This window comes from Rhodococcus sp. SB1D (assembly GCF_048573875.1).
Lineage (GTDB): Bacteria > Actinomycetota > Actinomycetes > Mycobacteriales > Mycobacteriaceae > Rhodococcus_F > Rhodococcus_F qingshengii.
In genome coordinates, this window is record NZ_JBMAIQ010000013.1 from 65,076 (window position 1) to 83,086 (window position 18,011).

Below are 18,011 nucleotides of genomic sequence, written 5' to 3' on the forward strand. Positions count from 1 at the left end.
TTTCGACTTCCGCAGATCAGGCATGGTCCCGGTCAACGGGAGGTTTGCAAACTCCTCACCGCGCCCAGAAATGTGTCCAGGTCGGCTTCGTCGACGAAGTAGTGCGGCGATGCGCGAACCACGGCGTCGAGTCCGCGGGCATCCATGTCGAGGAGGGTGGACCCGCGACCGCTGACGGTGACGGTGATGTTCTGTGCTGCAAGCTGATCCCGAACCAGGTGCTCGGAAATACCGTCGACGGTGAAGGAAACGATGCCGCTCAGATGGGTTCCTCGATCGCGGACTTCGACTCCGGAAATCGCTGCCAGACCTTCCCTCAGCGTGACTGCTCGGGATTCGATCTGCTCCCACGCCGTGTCGGTGCCGATCGAGAGCAGATAGTCGGCGGCGACGCCGAGACCCAGGCGCGCCGCGACACTCGTTTCCCAGAGTTCGAATCGTGTTGCATCCGGCGCAGGGACGAAGCTGTTCTCGCCGGTCCATTCCGCTCCGTGCAGGTCCATCGCAGCGGGTTCGAGTGCATCGACGAGTCCGGGGCGGACGTACAGGAATCCGGTTCCGCGTGGCCCGCGGAGCCACTTGCGGCCGGTTGCGCTGAGGGCGTCGACGCCGAGTTCGGTGACGTCGATGGGCAATTGGCCGACGGACTGGCATGCGTCGAGCAGAACGAGCGAGCCGTGGGCCCTCGCGAGTTCGACGACCTCGCGAACGGGGTTGATCAGGCCGCCGTTGGTGGGGACGTGGACGACGGAGACGACGCGAACCCGATCGTCGAGCATGTTCTCGAGTGCGTCGAGGTCGATGCGTCCGTACTGATCGCTCGGGATGATCTCGACGTGGGCACCGGTCGAACGCGCCCGCCCCAGTGCAGCGATGGCGTTGCTCGCGTATTCGACTCCGCTGATGAGAATTCGATCACCGGGTCCGAGCGGAACGGCAGCGAGGAAGTCGTTCCACGCGCGGGTCGCGCTGTCCGTCAAAGCGATATCGGTTGCCTGAGCACCGATGACCCGGGCCAGCGAATGGGGAACAGCAGCGAGGGCGCCGCTCTGACGAGCAGCTGCGACGTATCCGCCGACGTCGGCTTCACGTCGCAGGTGCTCGATCATCGTGGCCGGCACCGGCTCGGGCGGGAGCGAGGATCCCGCGCTGTCGAGGAACACCTTGTCAAGGCATCCGGGAGTGTCGCGGCGGATCGTGTCGAGATCGAACATGGCACCTTCCGTTCATGTCGGTGTGGTTCAAACTACCTGTGAACGAAGCTGTCCCGATGGAGCGAAGACTGGGCACGGCCGATGCCGTGGTGATCGGCCTCGGCGCGATGATCGGCGCCGGAGTCTTCGTGGTGTTCGCGCCCGCTGCCGCAGTAGCCGGTACCGGGTTGCTTGTGGGCCTGGCGATTGCAGCGTTCATCGCATTCTGCAACGCGACGTCGTCGGCGCAGCTTGCGGCCAGATACCCCACTTCAGGCGGGACCTACGTCTACGGACGTGAGCAGCTCGGACCCTGGTGGGGGTTTGCCGCCGGCTGGTCGTTCGTGATCGGGAAGACCGCGAGCTGCGCGGCAATGGCTCTAACTTTCGCGACGTATGTTGCGCCTACGGCGTGGCGTGTCCCCGTCGCGGTATTGGTGGTGGCAGCGCTGGTTGCAGTCAACTACCGCGGAGTCACGCGGACGGCGCACATGGCCAGGGTGATCGTCGCCGTGTCGACGACGGCGCTGTGTGTAGCGCTGGTGGTTGCCGTCGTCGGTCCTGGTGCGGTGCGCGAGTTCCCGGATCTCGCATTCGGGTCGTGGTACGGCATTCTGCAATCGGCGGGACTGCTGTTCTTTGCCTTCGCCGGGTACGCCAGGATCGCGACGCTGGGGGAGGAAGTGCGTGATCCGCGTCGAACGATTCCGCGGACGATCCTGATCGCACTCACCGTCGCCGTCATCCTCTATGCGCTGGTAGCGGTGGTGCTGTTGGTGACGCTGGGACCTGATCGGCTGGCGAATTCGGCGCGACCACTGGCAGATGCGGTGGGCGCAGTCGGGTGGAGCTGGGCCGTTCCCGTAGTGGTGATCGGTGCCGCGGCGGCGTCGGCGGGGGCGCTGCTGGCTCTGATCGCCGGCGTGAGTCGTACGGCGATGGCGATGGCCCGCGAGCGCGATCTGCCAGTGGCCCTCGCTGCAGTCCATCCACGGTTCGGGGTCCCTCACCATGCGGAACTTGTGGTCGGTGCCGTTGTGATCGCCTTGGTCTCGACAACCGATCTTCGTGGGGTGATCGGCTTTTCGTCGTTCGGAGTGCTGCTCTACTACTTCGTCGCGAACGTGAGTGCGTACAGCCAACGCGGTGTGGACCGGATGTATCCGAAGTGGCTGCAAGCGGTCGGCGCGGCTGGTTGTGTCGTTCTGGTGGTCACACTTCCGTGGATCGCGGTTGTTTCCGGCGCAGGTGTGGTTCTGGCCGGTTGTGGGTACCGGTGGATACGACTGAAGAAATTCAACGACACGTAACACCACAAAGGGTGCATCTCGGACGTTGGCGTTCTATCGTCGGTAGCGACCGCGAAGACCGCCCGAAGGGGAAGTCGAATGGTGACAGCAGCGTTGACAGCAGCACAGACCACGCAGGTGGATTCACGTCCTGCGGCCGAGGCCTACGTCGGTGGTGTGTGCTTCAAACAGGGGCCACCCCGTTTGGTCGGAGCTGAGCTCGAATGGCTGACCAGCCAGGTTCCCGGTGGGGAGCGGCCGTCAGCAGCGACTCTGGCAAAGGCACTCGGGCGACACGCACCCACCAGTATCGACCCGGATTCACCAGCGGTTCCGCTTCCTCGTGGCAGCCTCGTCACCGTAGAACCTGGCGGACAGATCGAACTCTCGTCAGCGCCGCGGACGTCCGCCCGAGAACTGTGTGACTGTCTCGACGAAGACCGTCGTACTCTCGAAACACTCCTCGCGTCGTACTCCATCGAAATCAGTTCTGCCGCGGCCGACGTCGCCCGACCACCTTCCCGGATTCTCCGGTTGCCACGTTATTGCGCAATGGAATCCCGCTTCGCCGGGATAGGACCGTACGGCACCTTGATGATGTGCAATACAGCAGCAGTGCAGGTCAGTGTCGATGCCGGCGGCAGCCCGGAGTCCATTGCCAAGCGCTGGCGGCTCCTCGGGGACATGGGGCCGGCGCTCATCGCTGCGTTTGCGTGTTCTCCACGCTTGCAAGGGGTTCCGAGAGGGGATTGGGCGTCCCAACGCATGCGGACGTGGCTCGAACTCGATTCCTGGCGAACGGTCGCAGTCCCGGAAGTGCAGGACTACGCCGGCTGGGCGCTCGATGTTCCGCTGATGTGTGTGCGAAACGAGGGCGACGATTGGACGGCTCCGCGGGGTGCCACTTTCGGGGACTGGATAGACGGCGCTTTGGATGCCGAGGTCGGACGCCGACCCGTCTGGGCGGACTTGGACTATCACCTGTCCACGCTGTTCCCGCCGGTTCGCGCTGTCGGCCATCTGGAGGTTCGCTACATCGATGCGCAGCCGGGAGATCTGTGGCGAGTACCGGTAGCAGCGATCGACGCGTTGCTGTCCGGGCCTGCCGTGATGCGTGAGGCGAGTGATGCCGCAGCGTCGACGGCCGGGAGATGGCGGGATGCGGCAGAGTACGGTTTGGACGACGTCGAACTGCGTTCGGCGGCAACCTCTCTGATGTCGCTTGCCGCGTCGTACGCGCCGGAGCCGCAGTTTGTCCGTCTTCTCGATGCCGCAGCCGAACGGTGTTGTCGCGCAATTGTGCCCGGTGAGAGCGACACATGACGGGGGAGATCACCAAGGAAGCGGTCGAGGCCGTACTTCTGCGAGCGCGTGAACGGTCGACGCTGCTCACAGACTGCGTCGACGATACCGAATTGGTCGCTCAGCATTCTCCGTTGATGAGTCCACTCGTGTGGGACCTGGCGCATATCGGCAATCAAGAGGAACTCTGGCTGGTGCGAGATGTCGGTGGCCGCGATCCGGTGCGTAGCGACATAGACGAGCTGTACGACGCGTTCAAGCATTCGAGATCGTCGAGACCCACACTTCCCCTGCTCAACCCGGCCGAGGCGCGCGAATACGTACGTACGGTTCGCGGGAAGGTCTGGGATGTGCTCGAAGCCAGCACCTTCGGACGCACAGAACTCGACATGGACGGTTTTGCCTTCGGGATGATCGCGCAGCACGAGCAGCAACACGCCGAAACCATGCTCGCAACACACCAATTGCGTTCGGGACCCACGGCACTCGTTGCCACACCCGCTCCGCAAGCGGCCCGCATGCCGGAACTCGACGAGGTCACGATCCCCGCCGGCCCCTTCGTCATGGGGACCGACGACGAACCGTGGGCACTCGACAACGAGCGCACTGCGCATCAGGTCTATCTCACCGACTTCGCGATCGACAGATTCCCGGTCACCAATGGGCAGTTCGTCGAATTCATCGAGGACGGCGGCTATTCCCGACCGGAACTGTGGTCTCGAGACGGTTGGCGGCATCGCGTCGACGCGAAGCTCCGTGCACCACTGTTCTGGGAACGCGACAGTTCGGGTTGGTGGCACGAGACTTTCGGCGTCGAGGCTCCGGTCCCACCGGACAAGCCCGTCGTGCATGTGAGCTTCTACGAAGCCGAGGCCTACGCGTGCTGGGCAGGCAAACGGCTTCCCACCGAGGCGGAATGGGAAAAGGCCGCGCGGTGGGATCCGGAATCCGGAAGATCGCGACGATTCCCGTGGGGGGACGTGTCCGCAGACGAGAAACTTGCCAATCTCGGTCAGCGCCATCTCGGTCCCGCCGGCGTCGGCTCGTACCCGGCGGGTGCATCGGCAGCAGGTGTCGAGCAGTTGATCGGTGACGTGTGGGAGTGGACGTCTTCGGGTTTCCATCCGTATCCGGGTTTCCGGGCCTTCCCCTACCGGGAGTACTCGGAGGTGTTCTTCGGCGGCGACTACAAAGTGTTGCGAGGGGGATCGTTCGGGACCGACAGCGTTGCCTGCCGGGGGACGTTCCGCAACTGGGACCACCCGATCAGGCGCCAGATCTTCTCGGGTTTTCGCTGCGCCAGAACGATTTCGGGTAGATCCTGACATGTGTCGGCACCTCGGGTATCTCGGGCCGCCGCGTTCGGTTCGTGAACTCCTCCACGACGGCGAGAACTCACTGATGCGACAGTCGTGGGCACCTCGCGAGATGCGTGGCGGCGGGACCATCAATGCCGACGGATTCGGCGCGGTGTGGTGGAACGGTGGAAGGCAGGGACGGTACCGCAGTATCTCGCCGATCTGGTCGGACCCGACAGTCGACGAGACGTTGTCCCACATCGTTTCCGGATCCGTTCTCGCCGCCGTACGTTCCGCGACGGAGGGGATGGCCGTCGAGATCGGTGCCTGCGCACCGTTCGTCGACGGAACCTACGCTTTCAGCCACAACGGAGCGGTATCCGGTTGGCCTGGCTCACTCGCCGACTTGGCAGCAGAAGTTCCGGCCGTCGAATTGCTGAAGATGCCCGCGCCGACGGATGCTGCCTTGTTGTGGACAGTGCTTCGGCATCGGTTGAAGTCGAAGCCCGCGGAAGCCGCCGTGACGAGCCTCGTTCACGATGTGGCTGCGGCGGCACCGGATTCACGATTGAACCTCCTGTTCGGCGACGGGCAGGAACTGTGGGCCACGGCGTGGGGCCACACGTTGTACACGCGGGTCGACGAGTCGCGGGCACTGATCGTTTCCGAACCGTCCGATCGTTCGCCGGACTGGGAGCAGGTGCCGGACCGGCACATCGTCTGCGCGCGTCCCGGCCATTTGATCATCACGCCGATACCGATGGGAGAACAATGAAAACCCCTACGCTCGAGGTTTATCTGACACCGGCCGAATCGGTCGACGCATTGCGAGCCGAGGCCAGGGAGGGCTTGACCGCTACGCCGAAGTGGCTCTCGCCCAAATGGTTCTACGACGCGCGTGGAAGTGAACTCTTCGAGGAGATCACGGCCTTACCCGAGTATTACCCCACCCGTACCGAACGCGGCCTGCTCGCTCGGTACGCCGACGAGATCGCGGCGTTGACCGAACCCGAGATCCTGATCGAACTGGGTTCAGGTTCCTCTGAGAAGACGCGGTTACTCCTCGACGCGATGACGGCTCGCGGAACTCTGCGAACGTATGTACCACAGGATGTTTCGGTGACGGCCCTCGAAGGTGCGGCGCAGCAAGTCGGTGCCGAGTTTCCCGGAATCGACGTGGTAGGGGTGGTCAGTGACTTCACCGGTTCGCTGCATCATCTACCCGGGGGTGGACGGCGCGCGGTCGCTTTTCTCGGTGGAACTCTCGGCAATCTCGTTCCGGCAGAACGCGCCGAGTTCCTCTCGGGCATTGCAGCGGTGCTCGATCCCGGTGAGAACCTGATCCTGGGCGTGGGGTTGGTGATCGATCCCGCAGTCCTCGTTCCCGCCTACGACGACGCTGCCGGTGTGACTGCGCAGTTCAATCTCAATGTTCTCTCGGTCCTGAACAAGCAACTGGGAGCGAACTTTCCCTTGGAGGACTTCCGTCACGTCGCGCTCTGGGATGCCGAGAACGAGTGGATCGAGATGCGCCTGGAAGCACTTCGTGAAGTCTCGGTGCATATCGACGACCTGGATCTGGAGATCACCTTCGCAGCGGGCGAGCAGCTGCGCACCGAGATCTCGGCGAAGTTCACCGAGGAGGGGATTGCCGCGGAACTCGCGTCCGCGGGCTTCGGGGTGCGGAAGGTGTGGACGGATCAGGATCAGCGCTTTGCGCTGTTGTGCGCGCAGCGGGCGTGAAGTGGGCGCTTGTCAGAGGATGCTGTCTCCCCCCTAGAAGTGTCTCAAAAGTTCTGTAGGCGGCAATATTTGAGAAGTGTCGAGAGTAGAGATCTGCGGTGCCGGTATGGACAGCGTCCGACACCGGCGCAAGATCCACGAGATGCGCGAGTTTTACATAGGACTGGTCATCGCTCGCGCCGAGCGGATACTCCTGCTCGCCGGCCTTGCGCTCGAATTTTGACTGCGCCTCAGCGGGGTCGCCAGCCCAGATGAGATAACAGTCCTCTCGGTAGAAGCACCCGACCCCGTCATTCTTCCCCAACTCGAATATCGCTATGCCGAAGTACGGTTGATCTCGTGTCGGATGCTGAGTCATGCGATTGAACGTAGTGACATCGGAGCGCAAAAGGTATCGGTGAATACCCCGGGATTTCGCAAAAACTTGTCGGTGGGCGCCCGTAGAATCGCTCATATGTTCGAATCGAAGACTTCCGCGGACGCGCTGTTTCGGCAGCATGCGGAAATCGCGCGCGCCCACTTCCTCGAGATCGACGCGGTCACTGCGCTGTACTTGGACCGTTGTGAGGAGGATGCCGCGGTTGGAGTCAATGAGGCTTTTCGGGGTCAATTCGCGCACGTGGAGATCGCGTCGATACTGAGCATTACGGAGTACGCCGCGCAGAAAATGATTGCACTGGGATGTGACCTGCGCTGGCGACTTCCGCGGGTGGCGGCCGCTTTTGCTTGCGGTGACATCGATCTGGCCAAAGCGATGGCACTGTCCGAAGCTCTCGCCAACGTTTCCGAGCACGCGCTCGATGACATCGAGCGACTCCTCGTGGACGGTGCCTGCCGTGTAACCGGTAACAAGTTGAAGGCGCGCGCACGAGGTCTCATTGCTCGGCACGACCCTGATGGGGTGCGTGCCAGGCGAGTTCGTGCGGAGGCGGATCGGGACGTTCGGACGTGCGCGTCGCACGACGGTATGTCGACTCTGGACGGAATGCTTCCAGCGGTCGGCGCTCAGACTTTGGCCACGAGGCTCCGTGCGATGTCGATGCAGGTCTGTGGTTCCGATCCGAGAACTTTCGGGCAACGGCGTGCCGATGCACTGATCGCATTGGCGGAAGGAAAGACGTCGTTGGATTGTCAGTGCGACGGCGATTGCACCCGTAGGGATGATACGAAGACCTCCGCGCTCCCGATTGCGACAATTCTTGTGGGTGTCAACGCCTCCACCCTGCTCGGATTCGACGACCTGCCAGGCTATTTGCAGGGGTACGGCCACATCGATGCCGACCATGCGCGCGCGATCGCCGCGGACGCCACGTGGCAGAGAGTCCTCACCCTTGCACCGTCCGAGGTGCAACATTGTTCGACTGCGGGGGCAGTCGGACCGGTGCTCGGCGTGGGTCGGTCGATGCGCTCACCGGAGATATTGCCCGCTGCGGCAAGGGATAATCGCTCGAGAAGGAACAGTGGTTCGCGGCGCGGTGAATCCACGTACCAGCCGTCCGCGGCGTTGGTGACGATTGTAAGGACGCGAGACGGTACGTGCCGCTTTCCGAATTGTGTTGTGCGTTCTGATAGTTGCGATATCGATCACACGGTGCCGTTCGATCACGGCAACCCCGCTCAGGGAGGGCCTACTGCAGAACGGAACTTGGCCTGTCTGTGTCGAAAACATCACCGACTGAAGACGTTTGGCAGGTGGACAGTGAAGCAAATCGGAGGTGGTCTTCTGGAGTGGAAAGATCCGTCAGGACGACGAACGGTTACCGCGCCCGTAGGCCCATTCTGTGACCCCGAACTGAGAGTGCCCGACGCGGCGAGACTGCATTTGACGGACGACGATGCGCTGGAACGACGTTTCGGACTTCGGGACAGGGGAGTGGAAGCGGATCTCGAATACCTCCTGGACTGGAGTGTGCCCGGCTGGCGGAAGGCACGATCTGCATCAAGACGTAACGCATACCCACTGGCGAACGCTTTGCCGGAGTTTGCCGACTTCTGAAGGGGTTTCGTTTCTCCTGTGGCCTGCGGGTATAGCGAGAGGGCCCGAAAAATGGTGTTTGTCTGTTTATAGTGAGGCGCAGAACGGTTTCCGACCCGAGGAGAACGCGTGCGTCATCCGAAGCTCGCCGCATTGACCGTGGCCCTGACTGCAGTACTGGTGATGCCGGTAACGCAGAGCGTGGCTCAACCATTCCCCTTCGACCCCGGCAGTTTCGGCAACGGAAGCACCGGATCGTTGGGGAGCGACGACCCGGACATACCCATCGAGGACACCCTCCCGCAGTTGTCGGTCACCACACTGGTCGACGGACTCGACCACCCCTGGGACGTGGTGGCGGCCCCGGACGGTGCAATCCTGACCGGACAACGATCCGGCGGATTCTTCGTTCGCCGAGGCGACAACACGACAGGTCCAGTCGCTGCTGACCTTTCGGATCTCTACGCGCAGTCCGAAACCGGGCTCATGGGCATCGCGCTTGCTCGCGACTTCGCTCAGTCGCGCACCCTGTACACCTGCCAAGGATTCAGCGCTGGGGGAGTCACGGACGTTCGAGTGATCGCGTGGACCGTCGACGCCGGATGGACCGCACTCACGCGAACCGGAACTGTATTGCCAGGAATCCCGGTCTCGTCCGGGCGTCACGGGGGTTGCCGAATTCTTGCGGCGCAGGACGGAACGCTGTTCGTCGGGACGGGTGACACCGCGACGCCGAGCGTCCCCCAGGATCCGAATTCGCTGGGCGGCAAGGTCTTGCACATCAACGCCGACGGAACTCCGGCGGCGGGGAATCCGAATGCTTCCAGCCCGGTCTACACGCTCGGGCACCGCAACGTCCAAGGCTTGGCCGTGCAACCCGGAACCGGCCGGGTGTACTCGGTTGAACAGGGCACAAGCGTCGACGACGAAGTCAACCTGCTTACCCCCGGCGGAAATTACGGCTACCGCCCGGATCGGCTTCCCGGAACGTACGACGAATCCGTGCCGATGACCGACCCGGTGCGAGTGCCGGGAGCAATTGCGGCGGTGTGGCGTTCGGGTAGCTCGACGTTGGCTACCGCCAGCGCTGCCTTCACCGGTGGAGCTGCATGGGGTGCCTGGGACGGTGCGCTCGTAATGGGTGGCCTCAAGAGCAAGGAACTGATCTTCCTCCGCCTGAATGCCGACGGACGCTCGGTCGACGCGCAGACCTTCGGGTTGGAGAACCAGTTCGGTCGCTTGCGGTCGGTGACCCCGACGCCCGACGGCTCGCTCCTGGTGACCACCGACAACGGCGCCGGCGACAAGGTGCTGCGGGTGACGCCCACGCCCTGATCTTCAGTACCAGGCGATGACCCGGCACGGACCACCCGAACCACCCGCATGCGTCGGCGCTCCCACCATCACCGTGGCGCCGACGGCCGGAAGTGCGGACAGATTTGCGAGGGCTTCGACTGCGTACTTTCCTGAGCCCAAAGCGCTTCGGTGAGCCCCGTGGGTGGTGCTTCGGCCCGCGTCGATGCTGAGGGTGTCCGAGCCCACGGCGACGATGTTGCGCTCGCGGACGAGAAAGTCGATCGCCTCGGGGTTGAATCCCGGTGTGTGTTGCACGCCGAGTGCATCTCGATTCGTGAAGGCGCCACCGGCACCGGCCCGGGTATCCCAACCCGAGTTCATCGCAACCAGGCTGCGGGGAGCGATGGTCCCGTGGAGGGACTCCCAATCGAGGATGTCCTGGCGGGTGAGCAGTGTGTCGGGGTCGACGGAGGCTCGGGCACTGATGTCGACGACCGCAATCGGCACGACGAGGTCGGCGACGGGAATCTTCTCGACGGTGATTCCGTCCGCACTGGCGTGTGCGGGAGCGTCGATGTGAGTACCAGTGTGTTCTTCGAGGCGGAGTTCGTTGAGGTAGAAGTTTCCACCTGACCCGGCGGAGCCGAGCGAGCCCAGAGATCCGGCGGCGTCGGCGATCTTCGCCAGGTTTCTCATCTCGAACGAGCGCGCGCCCGGCCACACCGGGAACTCCGGCGTCAGTACGTGGGTCAGATCGACGATGGTCTGACCTGTTGGTGCTGCCGACGCAGTGGGCTGTACAGCGCCGGCCATGACGGTCGCGCCGAGGGCACCGGTGCCCAGCGCCGCGAACATCGATCGACGGCTGATCTTCCTGCCCTCGCGTCCGATTGATTCGTAGACCTCCGACAAGACCTTCGGTGAGCACATCAGAAACTCCAGATCACTGGGATCAACACCGTTGCAACTATCAGGAACCACAACAACATCGGGAGTCCGAGCTTCCAGTAGTCGCCGAACTTGTAACCACCAGGGCCCATCACCATCATGTTCGCGGGAGTGGCTACAGGCGTCAGGAAGGAGGCCGCGGCAGCGACGGTGACCGTCATCAGAAGGGGCAGCACCGAGATGTCGAGTTCGATGGCGACCGAGATCGCGATCGGCGTGATGATCAACGCGGTTGCAGTGTTGCTGATCAGCTGGCCCAGAGTCGCCGTCACGACGAAGAGTCCAGCGACGACGACATACGGGCTTGCCCCACCGACGACGTCGACAAACGCATGCGCGAGCTTTTCGGCCGCGCCGGTCTGCTGGATTGCGGTCGACAGCGGGATCATTCCGCCGACGAGAATCAACGTGGTCCACGAGATGGACCGATGCGCCTGCTCGACGCTGATGACTCGTAGCAGCACCATCGCACATGCCGCGAGGAGTCCGGCTATCGCGGATGGCACCAATCCGAACGTCAGCATCACTACCATCGCCGCAACGACGACGAGAGCGATGACCGCGCGGGTTCCCAACGGGGCTGCCTGCTTACGGATCTGGGCAGGTGCGTCGACCACGAGGACGTTCGGATCGACGGCGGTGTGGGTGTCGAGATCGTCCCAGCTTCCTTGCAGGAGAAGCGTGTCACCGGCCGCCAACTTGACGCCCTTGGGGCCGCAGTCCTCACCGGCGCGCTGGACTGCGAGTATCACCAGATCTCCACTGTCGGTCACCATGCCCGGAAAAGCCCTGTCGCCGATCATTTCCGAGCGCGGCGGGATGATCACTTCGACCACGCCGTCGTGCTTGGTGATCAAGGGCTCTGCGGACGGCGCATCCTTTCCCATGAGCTGATACTGCTTCGCGAGGGTCTTGGCATGCCGGCTCAGGTCAGGCGACATCGACGTCCCAGCACGATGGGGGAGGACGTGAGGACCGAGAAGTACGGCGATCGCAATCGTTCCCAATACGAGCGGCGCACCGACCAAGGTGAAACTGAAGAACCCGAAAGCACCGGCCCCGGATTCCTCGGCGGCTTCGGAAACGATGATGTTGACCGGTGTTCCGGTCAAGGTGAGCATCGATCCGGCATGGGCGGCAAATGCCAACGGCAGAAGCAGTTGTGACGTCGATTTACCGAGACGTACCGCCAAGACGACCACCATCGGTACCAACGCGGCTACGGCCCCGTTGACGCTGATCAATGCGGTCAACGCGGCAACCAGCAACATGATCGCACTCACGAGGCGGACTCGGGATTCGCCGACTTTCGCCAGCAGTTTCTCGCCCGCCCATGTGGTGACACCGGTGGCGTCGAGGGCTTCGCTGACGACAAAAAGCGCGGCGATGAACACCACCGTGGGATCGCCGAATCCGGCGAGCGCCTGCTCCATCGTGATCACACCGGTGGCGTACAGCGCCAGGGCAGTGCCGATCGCGATGATGCCGACCGGGATTCGGCCGATCACGAACAGCGCCACGACCAGTGCAAGCACGACGAAAGTGGTGGTGATGTCATTCACGATTCGTAAAGGTACCTGCTCATACAGAACGGCCCCGTCTCGCAAGTGAGACGGGGCCGTGGGACGGACGCGAGGAGAATTAGTTGGAGGCGGCGATGCGGGCCTTCTCGAGAGCGGCCAGCGTGCGAAGAACCGTGGCCTTCTGCTTGTTCAGATCGCTCAGTCGTGCGCGAGCCGGCAACCCTTGTGCGAGTTCGGCGACCTTGATCTGCTCGTCGATCGAACCGAGCTGATCGAGAAGCCCTAGGACGCGCGTCTGGAGCGTGTCGATGTCCACGGTGTCGGTCTTGACCGGAGCGGCAACGCGCGTCGCTGTGCCCGTGCTGGCGGGGCGGGAAGCGCGTGCGGGTGACGTGTCGGCGACAACCGTTGCGGCGCGGGGCCGAATTGCCTTGCGAACAGCGGCCGCATCGGGAAGGACGTCCATGCGGATCTCGTTCAGGACTCGGCGTGCCTCGCGTGCGTTGACGCGGTACTCGCGCTCTTCGTCGTCGTCGGACTGCAGCGTGCCGCCGAGCGGGCGCAGACCGTACATGCCGAGGAAGCGCTTGGCGTCGTCGATGATGCCTTCGTTTTCACGGCATTTTCCGCAGCGGGGTTCGTTGCGGAACATGTCCACGGAGTTGTCGTCTCCGCACCAGACACAAGATCCTGGGCGCCACCGCCGGATCGTCGGAACTGATGAATTCAGGGAATGAGATTCGGGCCGGGATTCCAGGGTTTGCGCGTCGATCACGACGAGCCACACTAGGCGAAGATTGCGGCGCGGTGAACACCGCCCCAACATCGACCTGGGTTTCTCGACGGTAGCGTGATCAAGATCATGTCAATCGTCGCATTCGGCGGTATTCGTGTGTCCCACAGGTGGTTTCATGATGACCGGGTGGTCTGTTTCTGAGACCTTCACGAAGACGACGACGGGCGCGTACCGGTGACCGTGAAGTCACAGGTACGCGCCCGTAGTGCGGCGCGAGACTAGGCGCTGCCGTTGAACAGCGAAGTCACAGAACCGTTCTCGAAAACTTCCTTGATGGTGCGAGCGAGCAGCGGTGCGATGGACAGCACCGTCAGCGTCGGGAACTTCTTCGACTCGTCGATCGGAAGTGTGTTGGTGACAACAACTTCCTTCGCGCCACACGTCGACAGACGCTCGGCCGCAGGGTCGGAGAGGACGCCGTGGGTTGCAGCGATGACGACGTCACCTGCACCGGCCTCCTTGAGCACCTTGACCGCGCCGGCGATGGTTCCGCCGGTGTCGATCATGTCGTCGATCAGGATGCAGGTGCGACCTTCGACCTCACCGACGACGCGGTTGGACTTGACCTGGTTGGGTACCAACGGGTCGCGCGTCTTGTGAATGAATGCCAGCGGTGCTCCGCCGAGCGAGTCGGCCCACTTCTCGGCGACACGAACGCGGCCCGAGTCGGGGGACACCACCGTGATGTTCTCGAGGTTGTAGCCCGCGCGAATGTGGTTGGCCAACTGGCTGTGTGCGTGCATGTGATCGACGGGGCCGTCGAAAAAGCCCTGGATCTGATCGGTATGCAGGTCGACCGTGATGATGCGATCGGCGCCGGCGGTCTTGAGCAGGTCGGCAATCAGGCGAGCGGAGATCGGCTCGCGTCCGCGATGCTTCTTGTCCTGGCGGGCGTACGGGTAGAACGGAAGAACGGCGGTGATGCGCTTTGCCGATCCACGCTTGAGAGCGTCGATCATGATGAGCTGCTCCATCACCCACGTGTTCAGCGGTGCCGGATGACTCTGCAGGACGAACGCATCGGAGCCGCGAACCGACTCTTCGAATCGAACGAAGATCTCACCGTTCGCGAAGTCGCGCGCGGTCTGCGGGGTGACGCGGATGTCGAGTTCCTTCGCCACCTGCTCCGCCAACTCGGGATGTGCGCGACCCGAGAACAACATCAGGTTCTTCTGGTTGTCGATCCAATTCGCAGTCACTGGTTCATGCCGTCCTTTTGTGCTTGCCGGTCGATCTGGTGGTGATCTGTGCTGTCTGTTGTGCAGGGCTGTCAGGTTGTTGCAGGGCCGTCAGGTTGTGCAGCTGCTGCAGCGGCATCGGCCGCGGGTGTGCCGGGACGATTCTTCTGGACCCAGCCCTCGATGTTGCGCTGCACCCCACCCGAGACGGCGAGCGCCCCAGGCGGTACGTCGTTCTTCAAGACCGTGCCCGCACCCGTGTATGCGCCGTCTCCCACGACGAGAGGGGCGACGAACATGGTGTCGGAGCCTGTTCGGACATGCGACCCCACCACAGTACGGCTCTTGTTCACCCCGTCGTAATTGACGAAGACGCTCGAAGCTCCGATATTGCTGTGATGGCCGATGGTGGCGTCGCCGACGTAGGTAAGATGCGGAATCTTCGAATGCTCGCCGATATCCGCGTTCTTGGTTTCCACGTAGGCGCCGATCTTGCCGTGTGCCCCGAGGCGGGTACCAGGCCGGAGATAGGCGAAGGGGCCCACAGTCGCGTCCGCGCCGACAACGGAGTCGGTCCCGTGCGAGCGGACGACTACTGCGCGCTCACCGACTCTCACGTTGTCCAAGGTGGTATCCGGGCCGATCACGGCGTCTTCGCCCACCGAGGTCGTGCCGGTCAACTGAACTCCGGGCAGGAGCGTCACGTCCTGTGCGATGTGCACGTCGCAATCTATCCATGTGCTCGCAGGGTCGACGACGGTGACGCCGGCACGCATCCACTTCTCGAGGATCCGACGGTTCATCTCGCGGGCGAGCGTCGAGAGCTGCACGCGATCGTTGGCGCCCGCGACGAGAACCGAATCCGCGATGTGCTGAGCACGAACACGCTTGCCCGCGCGACGGGCGATCATGATCACATCGGTGAGATAGAACTCGTGTTGTGCGTTGTTGGAGTCGAGGGACGCCAGCGCGTCGCGCAGAGTTTCGAAGTCGAAGGCGTAGACCCCTGAATTGACCTCGGTGATCGAGCGCTGCGAATCGGTGGCTTCCTTCTCCTCGACTATGGCGTTCACCTCGCCGTCCGTCGTACGAAGGATTCGCCCGTAGCCGGTGGGGTCGACGGCCGTCGACGTCAACACCGTCACCGCGGCCGCGGGAGCAGCCGTGTGCTGGGCGAGGAGGTCTGCGATGGTCTTGCCGTCGAGCAGAGGCACGTCGGCGGCTGTGACGAGTACGGTCCCGGAGAAGTCGGCCGGCAACCCCTCGAGCCCACAACTGACAGCGTGCCCGGTGCCCTTCTGCTCGTCCTGAACGGCGACGGTGACGGAACGGTCCAGTTCCCCGGCGACTGCGTTCACGGCTTCGGTGACACGCTCACGATCGTGACCGACGACGGTCACCAGGTGCGTGGGATTCAGTGAGGTTGCCGCGTGAAGCGAATGTGCCAGCATGCTGCGTCCGGCGAGAGTGTGGAGGACCTTGGGAGTCTTCGACTTCATTCGTGTACCGGCACCCGCTGCGAGAACGATCACGGCGGTCTGCACTGGTTTGAGCTCCCTCTGTCGATCAAACTGTCGATCAAACTGTCGATCAAGACATACATTCCGCTCGGGAAAGCATGTTGTTCACCAGCTCCGCCGCCAGGACTCGAACCTGAACTATCTGAACCAAAATCAGAGGTGCTGCCATTACACCACGGCGGATTGCCACGCATTGCCGAGCCTTGCGGCCGAACGCGCGAAAGAATAATCGCATGCCGACCCGCCGTAGGTCGAACCGCTCCTCCGATCGGGCCCCTGAAGTCCCGATAGGCTGAGCGTCCACAGCAGTAATTTGTGTGTCGGCGAGAGGAAGACAATGGCGACGGTGTCCGGTTCGGGTGGCGGGGATCCAGTTCCCGAACGAGTGACACGGATCCGGATGACCGGTACCCAACGTCGGCAACAGCTGATCGAGATCGGGCGGGCATTGTTCGCCGAACGGGGATACGAAGCGACCTCGATTGAGGAGATCGCCCAGCGCGCGAACGTGTCCAAGCCTGTCGTGTACGAGCACTTCGGCGGCAAGGAGGGGCTGTACGCCGTCGTAGTGGACCGGGAGATGTCGCGACTCCTCGAGATGATCACGTCTTCGCTCTCACAAAATCGCTCGAGAGTTCGAGTCGAGCGGGTTGCGTTGGCTTTGCTCACCTACGTGGAAGAGCACACCGACGGATTTCGGATACTCGTGCGCGATTCGTCCGTTGTCGCGCCCAGTGGGACATATTCGAGCCTCCTCAACGACGCGATCAGTCAGGTGGGCTACCTGTTGGCGGGGGACTTCTCCAGACGCGGTTTCGACCCCGGACTAGCAACGATGTACGCACAGGCGCTTGTCGGCATGGTGTCCACTACGGCTACTTGGTGGCTCGACGAACGGACTCCGTCGAAGGAAGTTGTCGCCGCTCACCTCGTGAATTTGTGTTGGAATGGGCTGACGAATCTGGAAGCCGATCCACAATTGGAGGGTTAACCAGGCGCGCCTGCCGCGCAGAGATGGATCGCGGTCTAAGCTGTGTTCGCTGTATCACGATCGTTTGATGGGCAAATGTCTCATTTGTTTGCAGGGTGGGTTGAATGCCGAACCGTGCCATCCATTTTGACGCTGTGAACGGGTAAGACCAAGAATTCGTTCGATGTGTGGTGATTGGAGGCCGGATCGATGGTGAGGCAAGAGCGGGCAGAAGCCACCCGTGATTCGGTGCTGCGCGGAGCAGCGGGTGTGTTCTTGCGCCTGGGCTATGCCAATGCCAGCTTGAGCGAGATCATCGCCGAGTCGCAGGTGACCAAAGGCGCCCTGTACTTCCATTTCGGGTCCAAGGAAGAACTCGCGCGGGCGGTGATAGACGAGGGTTCGGCACGTTTCGACGCAAAATGTGAGCTCTGGTTGGACCGTCGAACTCCCGCACTCGAGTCACTGATCGGTATTTCGTCGGTCATCGTCGACATCGGTGCGCATGACGCCATGGTTAGAGCGACGTTCCGCTTGTTGGTCGAGATCGGGGACTACCGGGGCTCCGGGCCGGCGACTCTGGACGTGTGGCTCGACATTTACCGTGAACTTGCCAGCCGTGCCGCCGACGAAGGTGATCTGCGTTCGGACGCGGATTCTGCTGACATTGCTCGTTTCCTGTTGGAAGTTGCGTCGGGAGTTCGGCTGATGGCAGCCGCGACCGGGACCGTTCGTGAGCTTTCGGACTCCATGAAGGCATCGTGGAATCTGATACTTCCGATCGTGGTCCCGGAATCGAAAGTGGAGTACTTCAGGCAATTCGCGGCCCGTCGCCTTGCCAGTGATCACTGAAATCACTGGCTCTCCGCACTGCTCCTTTTGTCAATTTGCTGCAAATGTCCTGGTAGGGACATTGTTCTCTTTGTTCTGCATTCGAAACAAACTAAGAGTATGTTTATAGTGTTGATGGGAATCTGGAA

General features: G+C 62.6%; 16 protein-coding genes and 1 tRNA gene. 10 read left to right on the plus strand and 7 right to left on the minus strand.

Going from position 1 to position 18,011, the window contains the following annotated elements; translation table 11 throughout:
- Positions 1-32: 32 nt before the first annotated feature.
- Entirely contained in the window at positions 33-1,214 is a 1,182-nt protein-coding gene (locus ACN50D_RS25410; RefSeq protein ID WP_050654520.1) for an aminotransferase class V-fold PLP-dependent enzyme, read from the minus strand.
- Between the two features lie 14 nt (positions 1,215-1,228).
- Between ACN50D_RS25410 and ACN50D_RS25415 the strand changes: the two genes are divergently transcribed.
- From ACN50D_RS25415 to ACN50D_RS25450, 8 genes are all read left to right on the plus strand, one after another.
- Positions 1,229-2,503 carry an APC family permease gene (locus ACN50D_RS25415; RefSeq protein WP_211920662.1) on the plus strand — a complete coding sequence of 425 codons (1,275 nt, stop codon included), beginning with the start codon at positions 1,229-1,231 and terminating at the stop codon, positions 2,501-2,503.
- 78 nt (positions 2,504-2,581) lie between these two features.
- Positions 2,582-3,805 carry an ergothioneine biosynthesis glutamate--cysteine ligase EgtA gene (gene egtA / locus ACN50D_RS25420; protein ID WP_211920660.1) on the plus strand — a complete coding sequence of 408 codons (1,224 nt, stop codon included), beginning with the start codon at positions 2,582-2,584 and terminating at the stop codon, positions 3,803-3,805.
- The gene (gene egtB / locus ACN50D_RS25425) at positions 3,802-5,109 is read left to right on the plus strand and encodes an ergothioneine biosynthesis protein EgtB (protein WP_042920949.1); all 1,308 of its coding nucleotides are present in this window, start codon (positions 3,802-3,804) and stop codon (positions 5,107-5,109) included. Before egtA ends, egtB begins: the two co-directional genes overlap by 4 nt.
- A 1-nt stretch (position 5,110) precedes the next feature.
- The gene (gene egtC, locus ACN50D_RS25430) at positions 5,111-5,857 is read left to right on the plus strand and encodes an ergothioneine biosynthesis protein EgtC (RefSeq protein WP_007728904.1); all 747 of its coding nucleotides are present in this window, start codon (positions 5,111-5,113) and stop codon (positions 5,855-5,857) included.
- The gene (gene egtD / locus ACN50D_RS25435; protein ID WP_030536289.1) at positions 5,854-6,825 is read left to right on the plus strand and encodes an L-histidine N(alpha)-methyltransferase; all 972 of its coding nucleotides are present in this window, start codon (positions 5,854-5,856) and stop codon (positions 6,823-6,825) included. The genes egtC and egtD overlap by 4 nt, the downstream gene beginning before the upstream one ends.
- Positions 6,826-6,901: 76 nt before the next feature.
- Positions 6,902-7,048, plus strand: a complete 147-nt coding sequence (locus ACN50D_RS25440) for a hypothetical protein (protein ID WP_155277926.1) — start codon at positions 6,902-6,904, stop codon at positions 7,046-7,048.
- Between the two features lie 231 nt (positions 7,049-7,279).
- Entirely contained in the window at positions 7,280-8,821 is a 1,542-nt protein-coding gene (locus ACN50D_RS25445; RefSeq protein WP_051720841.1) for an HNH endonuclease signature motif containing protein, read from the plus strand.
- 108 nt (positions 8,822-8,929) lie between these two features.
- Positions 8,930-10,135 carry a PQQ-dependent sugar dehydrogenase gene (locus tag ACN50D_RS25450; RefSeq protein ID WP_054188780.1) on the plus strand — a complete coding sequence of 402 codons (1,206 nt, stop codon included), beginning with the start codon at positions 8,930-8,932 and terminating at the stop codon, positions 10,133-10,135.
- Positions 10,136-10,138: 3 nt separating this feature from the next.
- Here the strand turns inward: ACN50D_RS25450 and ACN50D_RS25455 are convergent, their stop codons facing one another.
- From ACN50D_RS25455 to ACN50D_RS25480, 6 genes are all read right to left on the minus strand, one after another.
- Positions 10,139-11,026, minus strand: a complete 888-nt coding sequence (locus tag ACN50D_RS25455) for a cyclase family protein (RefSeq protein ID WP_030536286.1) — start codon at positions 11,024-11,026, stop codon at positions 10,139-10,141.
- Positions 11,026-12,606, minus strand: a complete 1,581-nt coding sequence (locus ACN50D_RS25460) for an SLC13 family permease (RefSeq protein ID WP_050654528.1) — start codon at positions 12,604-12,606, stop codon at positions 11,026-11,028. Before ACN50D_RS25460 ends, ACN50D_RS25455 begins: the two co-directional genes overlap by 1 nt.
- A gap of 79 nt (positions 12,607-12,685) precedes the next feature.
- Complete coding sequence (locus ACN50D_RS25465; protein WP_030536285.1) at positions 12,686-13,342, minus strand: hypothetical protein; 657 nt, start codon at positions 13,340-13,342, stop codon at positions 12,686-12,688.
- A 239-nt stretch (positions 13,343-13,581) separates the two neighbouring features.
- Positions 13,582-14,562, minus strand: a complete 981-nt coding sequence (locus ACN50D_RS25470) for a ribose-phosphate diphosphokinase (RefSeq protein WP_003946284.1) — start codon at positions 14,560-14,562, stop codon at positions 13,582-13,584.
- Between the two features lie 71 nt (positions 14,563-14,633).
- The gene (gene glmU, locus ACN50D_RS25475) at positions 14,634-16,085 is read right to left on the minus strand and encodes a bifunctional UDP-N-acetylglucosamine diphosphorylase/glucosamine-1-phosphate N-acetyltransferase GlmU (protein ID WP_003946310.1); all 1,452 of its coding nucleotides are present in this window, start codon (positions 16,083-16,085) and stop codon (positions 14,634-14,636) included.
- An 88-nt stretch (positions 16,086-16,173) separates the two neighbouring features.
- A tRNA-Gln gene (locus tag ACN50D_RS25480) sits at positions 16,174-16,244 on the minus strand.
- A gap of 154 nt (positions 16,245-16,398) precedes the next feature.
- On the opposite strand from ACN50D_RS25480, the gene ACN50D_RS25485 reads away from it, so the two are divergent.
- Together ACN50D_RS25485 and ACN50D_RS25490 are read left to right on the plus strand one after the other, a co-directional pair.
- Positions 16,399-17,052 (plus strand): TetR/AcrR family transcriptional regulator, encoded by a 654-nt coding sequence (locus ACN50D_RS25485; protein ID WP_003946303.1) that lies wholly within the window; start codon positions 16,399-16,401, stop codon positions 17,050-17,052.
- A gap of 189 nt (positions 17,053-17,241) precedes the next feature.
- Positions 17,242-17,883, plus strand: coding sequence for a ScbR family autoregulator-binding transcription factor (locus tag ACN50D_RS25490; RefSeq protein WP_003946317.1), 642 nt, complete (start codon positions 17,242-17,244; stop codon positions 17,881-17,883).
- Positions 17,884-18,011 lie beyond the last annotated feature (128 nt).

What these genes read in the sequence shown, in the direction of transcription:
- ACN50D_RS25410 (WP_050654520.1), bottom strand. Translation starts at nt 1,214, where the DNA reads ATGTTCGATCTCGACACGATCCGCCGCGACACTCCCGGATGCCTTGAC.
- ACN50D_RS25415 (WP_211920662.1), top strand. Translation starts at nt 1,229, where the DNA reads ATGTCGGTGTGGTTCAAACTACCTGTGAACGAAGCTGTCCCGATGGAG.
- egtA (WP_211920660.1), top strand. Translation starts at nt 2,582, where the DNA reads ATGGTGACAGCAGCGTTGACAGCAGCACAGACCACGCAGGTGGATTCA.
- egtB (WP_042920949.1), top strand. Translation starts at nt 3,802, where the DNA reads ATGACGGGGGAGATCACCAAGGAAGCGGTCGAGGCCGTACTTCTGCGA.
- egtC (WP_007728904.1), top strand. Translation starts at nt 5,111, where the DNA reads ATGTGTCGGCACCTCGGGTATCTCGGGCCGCCGCGTTCGGTTCGTGAA.
- egtD (WP_030536289.1), top strand. Translation starts at nt 5,854, where the DNA reads ATGAAAACCCCTACGCTCGAGGTTTATCTGACACCGGCCGAATCGGTC.
- ACN50D_RS25445 (WP_051720841.1), top strand. Translation starts at nt 7,280, where the DNA reads ATGTTCGAATCGAAGACTTCCGCGGACGCGCTGTTTCGGCAGCATGCG.
- ACN50D_RS25455 (WP_030536286.1), bottom strand. Translation starts at nt 11,026, where the DNA reads ATGTGCTCACCGAAGGTCTTGTCGGAGGTCTACGAATCAATCGGACGC.
- ACN50D_RS25485 (WP_003946303.1), top strand. Translation starts at nt 16,399, where the DNA reads ATGGCGACGGTGTCCGGTTCGGGTGGCGGGGATCCAGTTCCCGAACGA.
- ACN50D_RS25490 (WP_003946317.1), top strand. Translation starts at nt 17,242, where the DNA reads ATGGTGAGGCAAGAGCGGGCAGAAGCCACCCGTGATTCGGTGCTGCGC.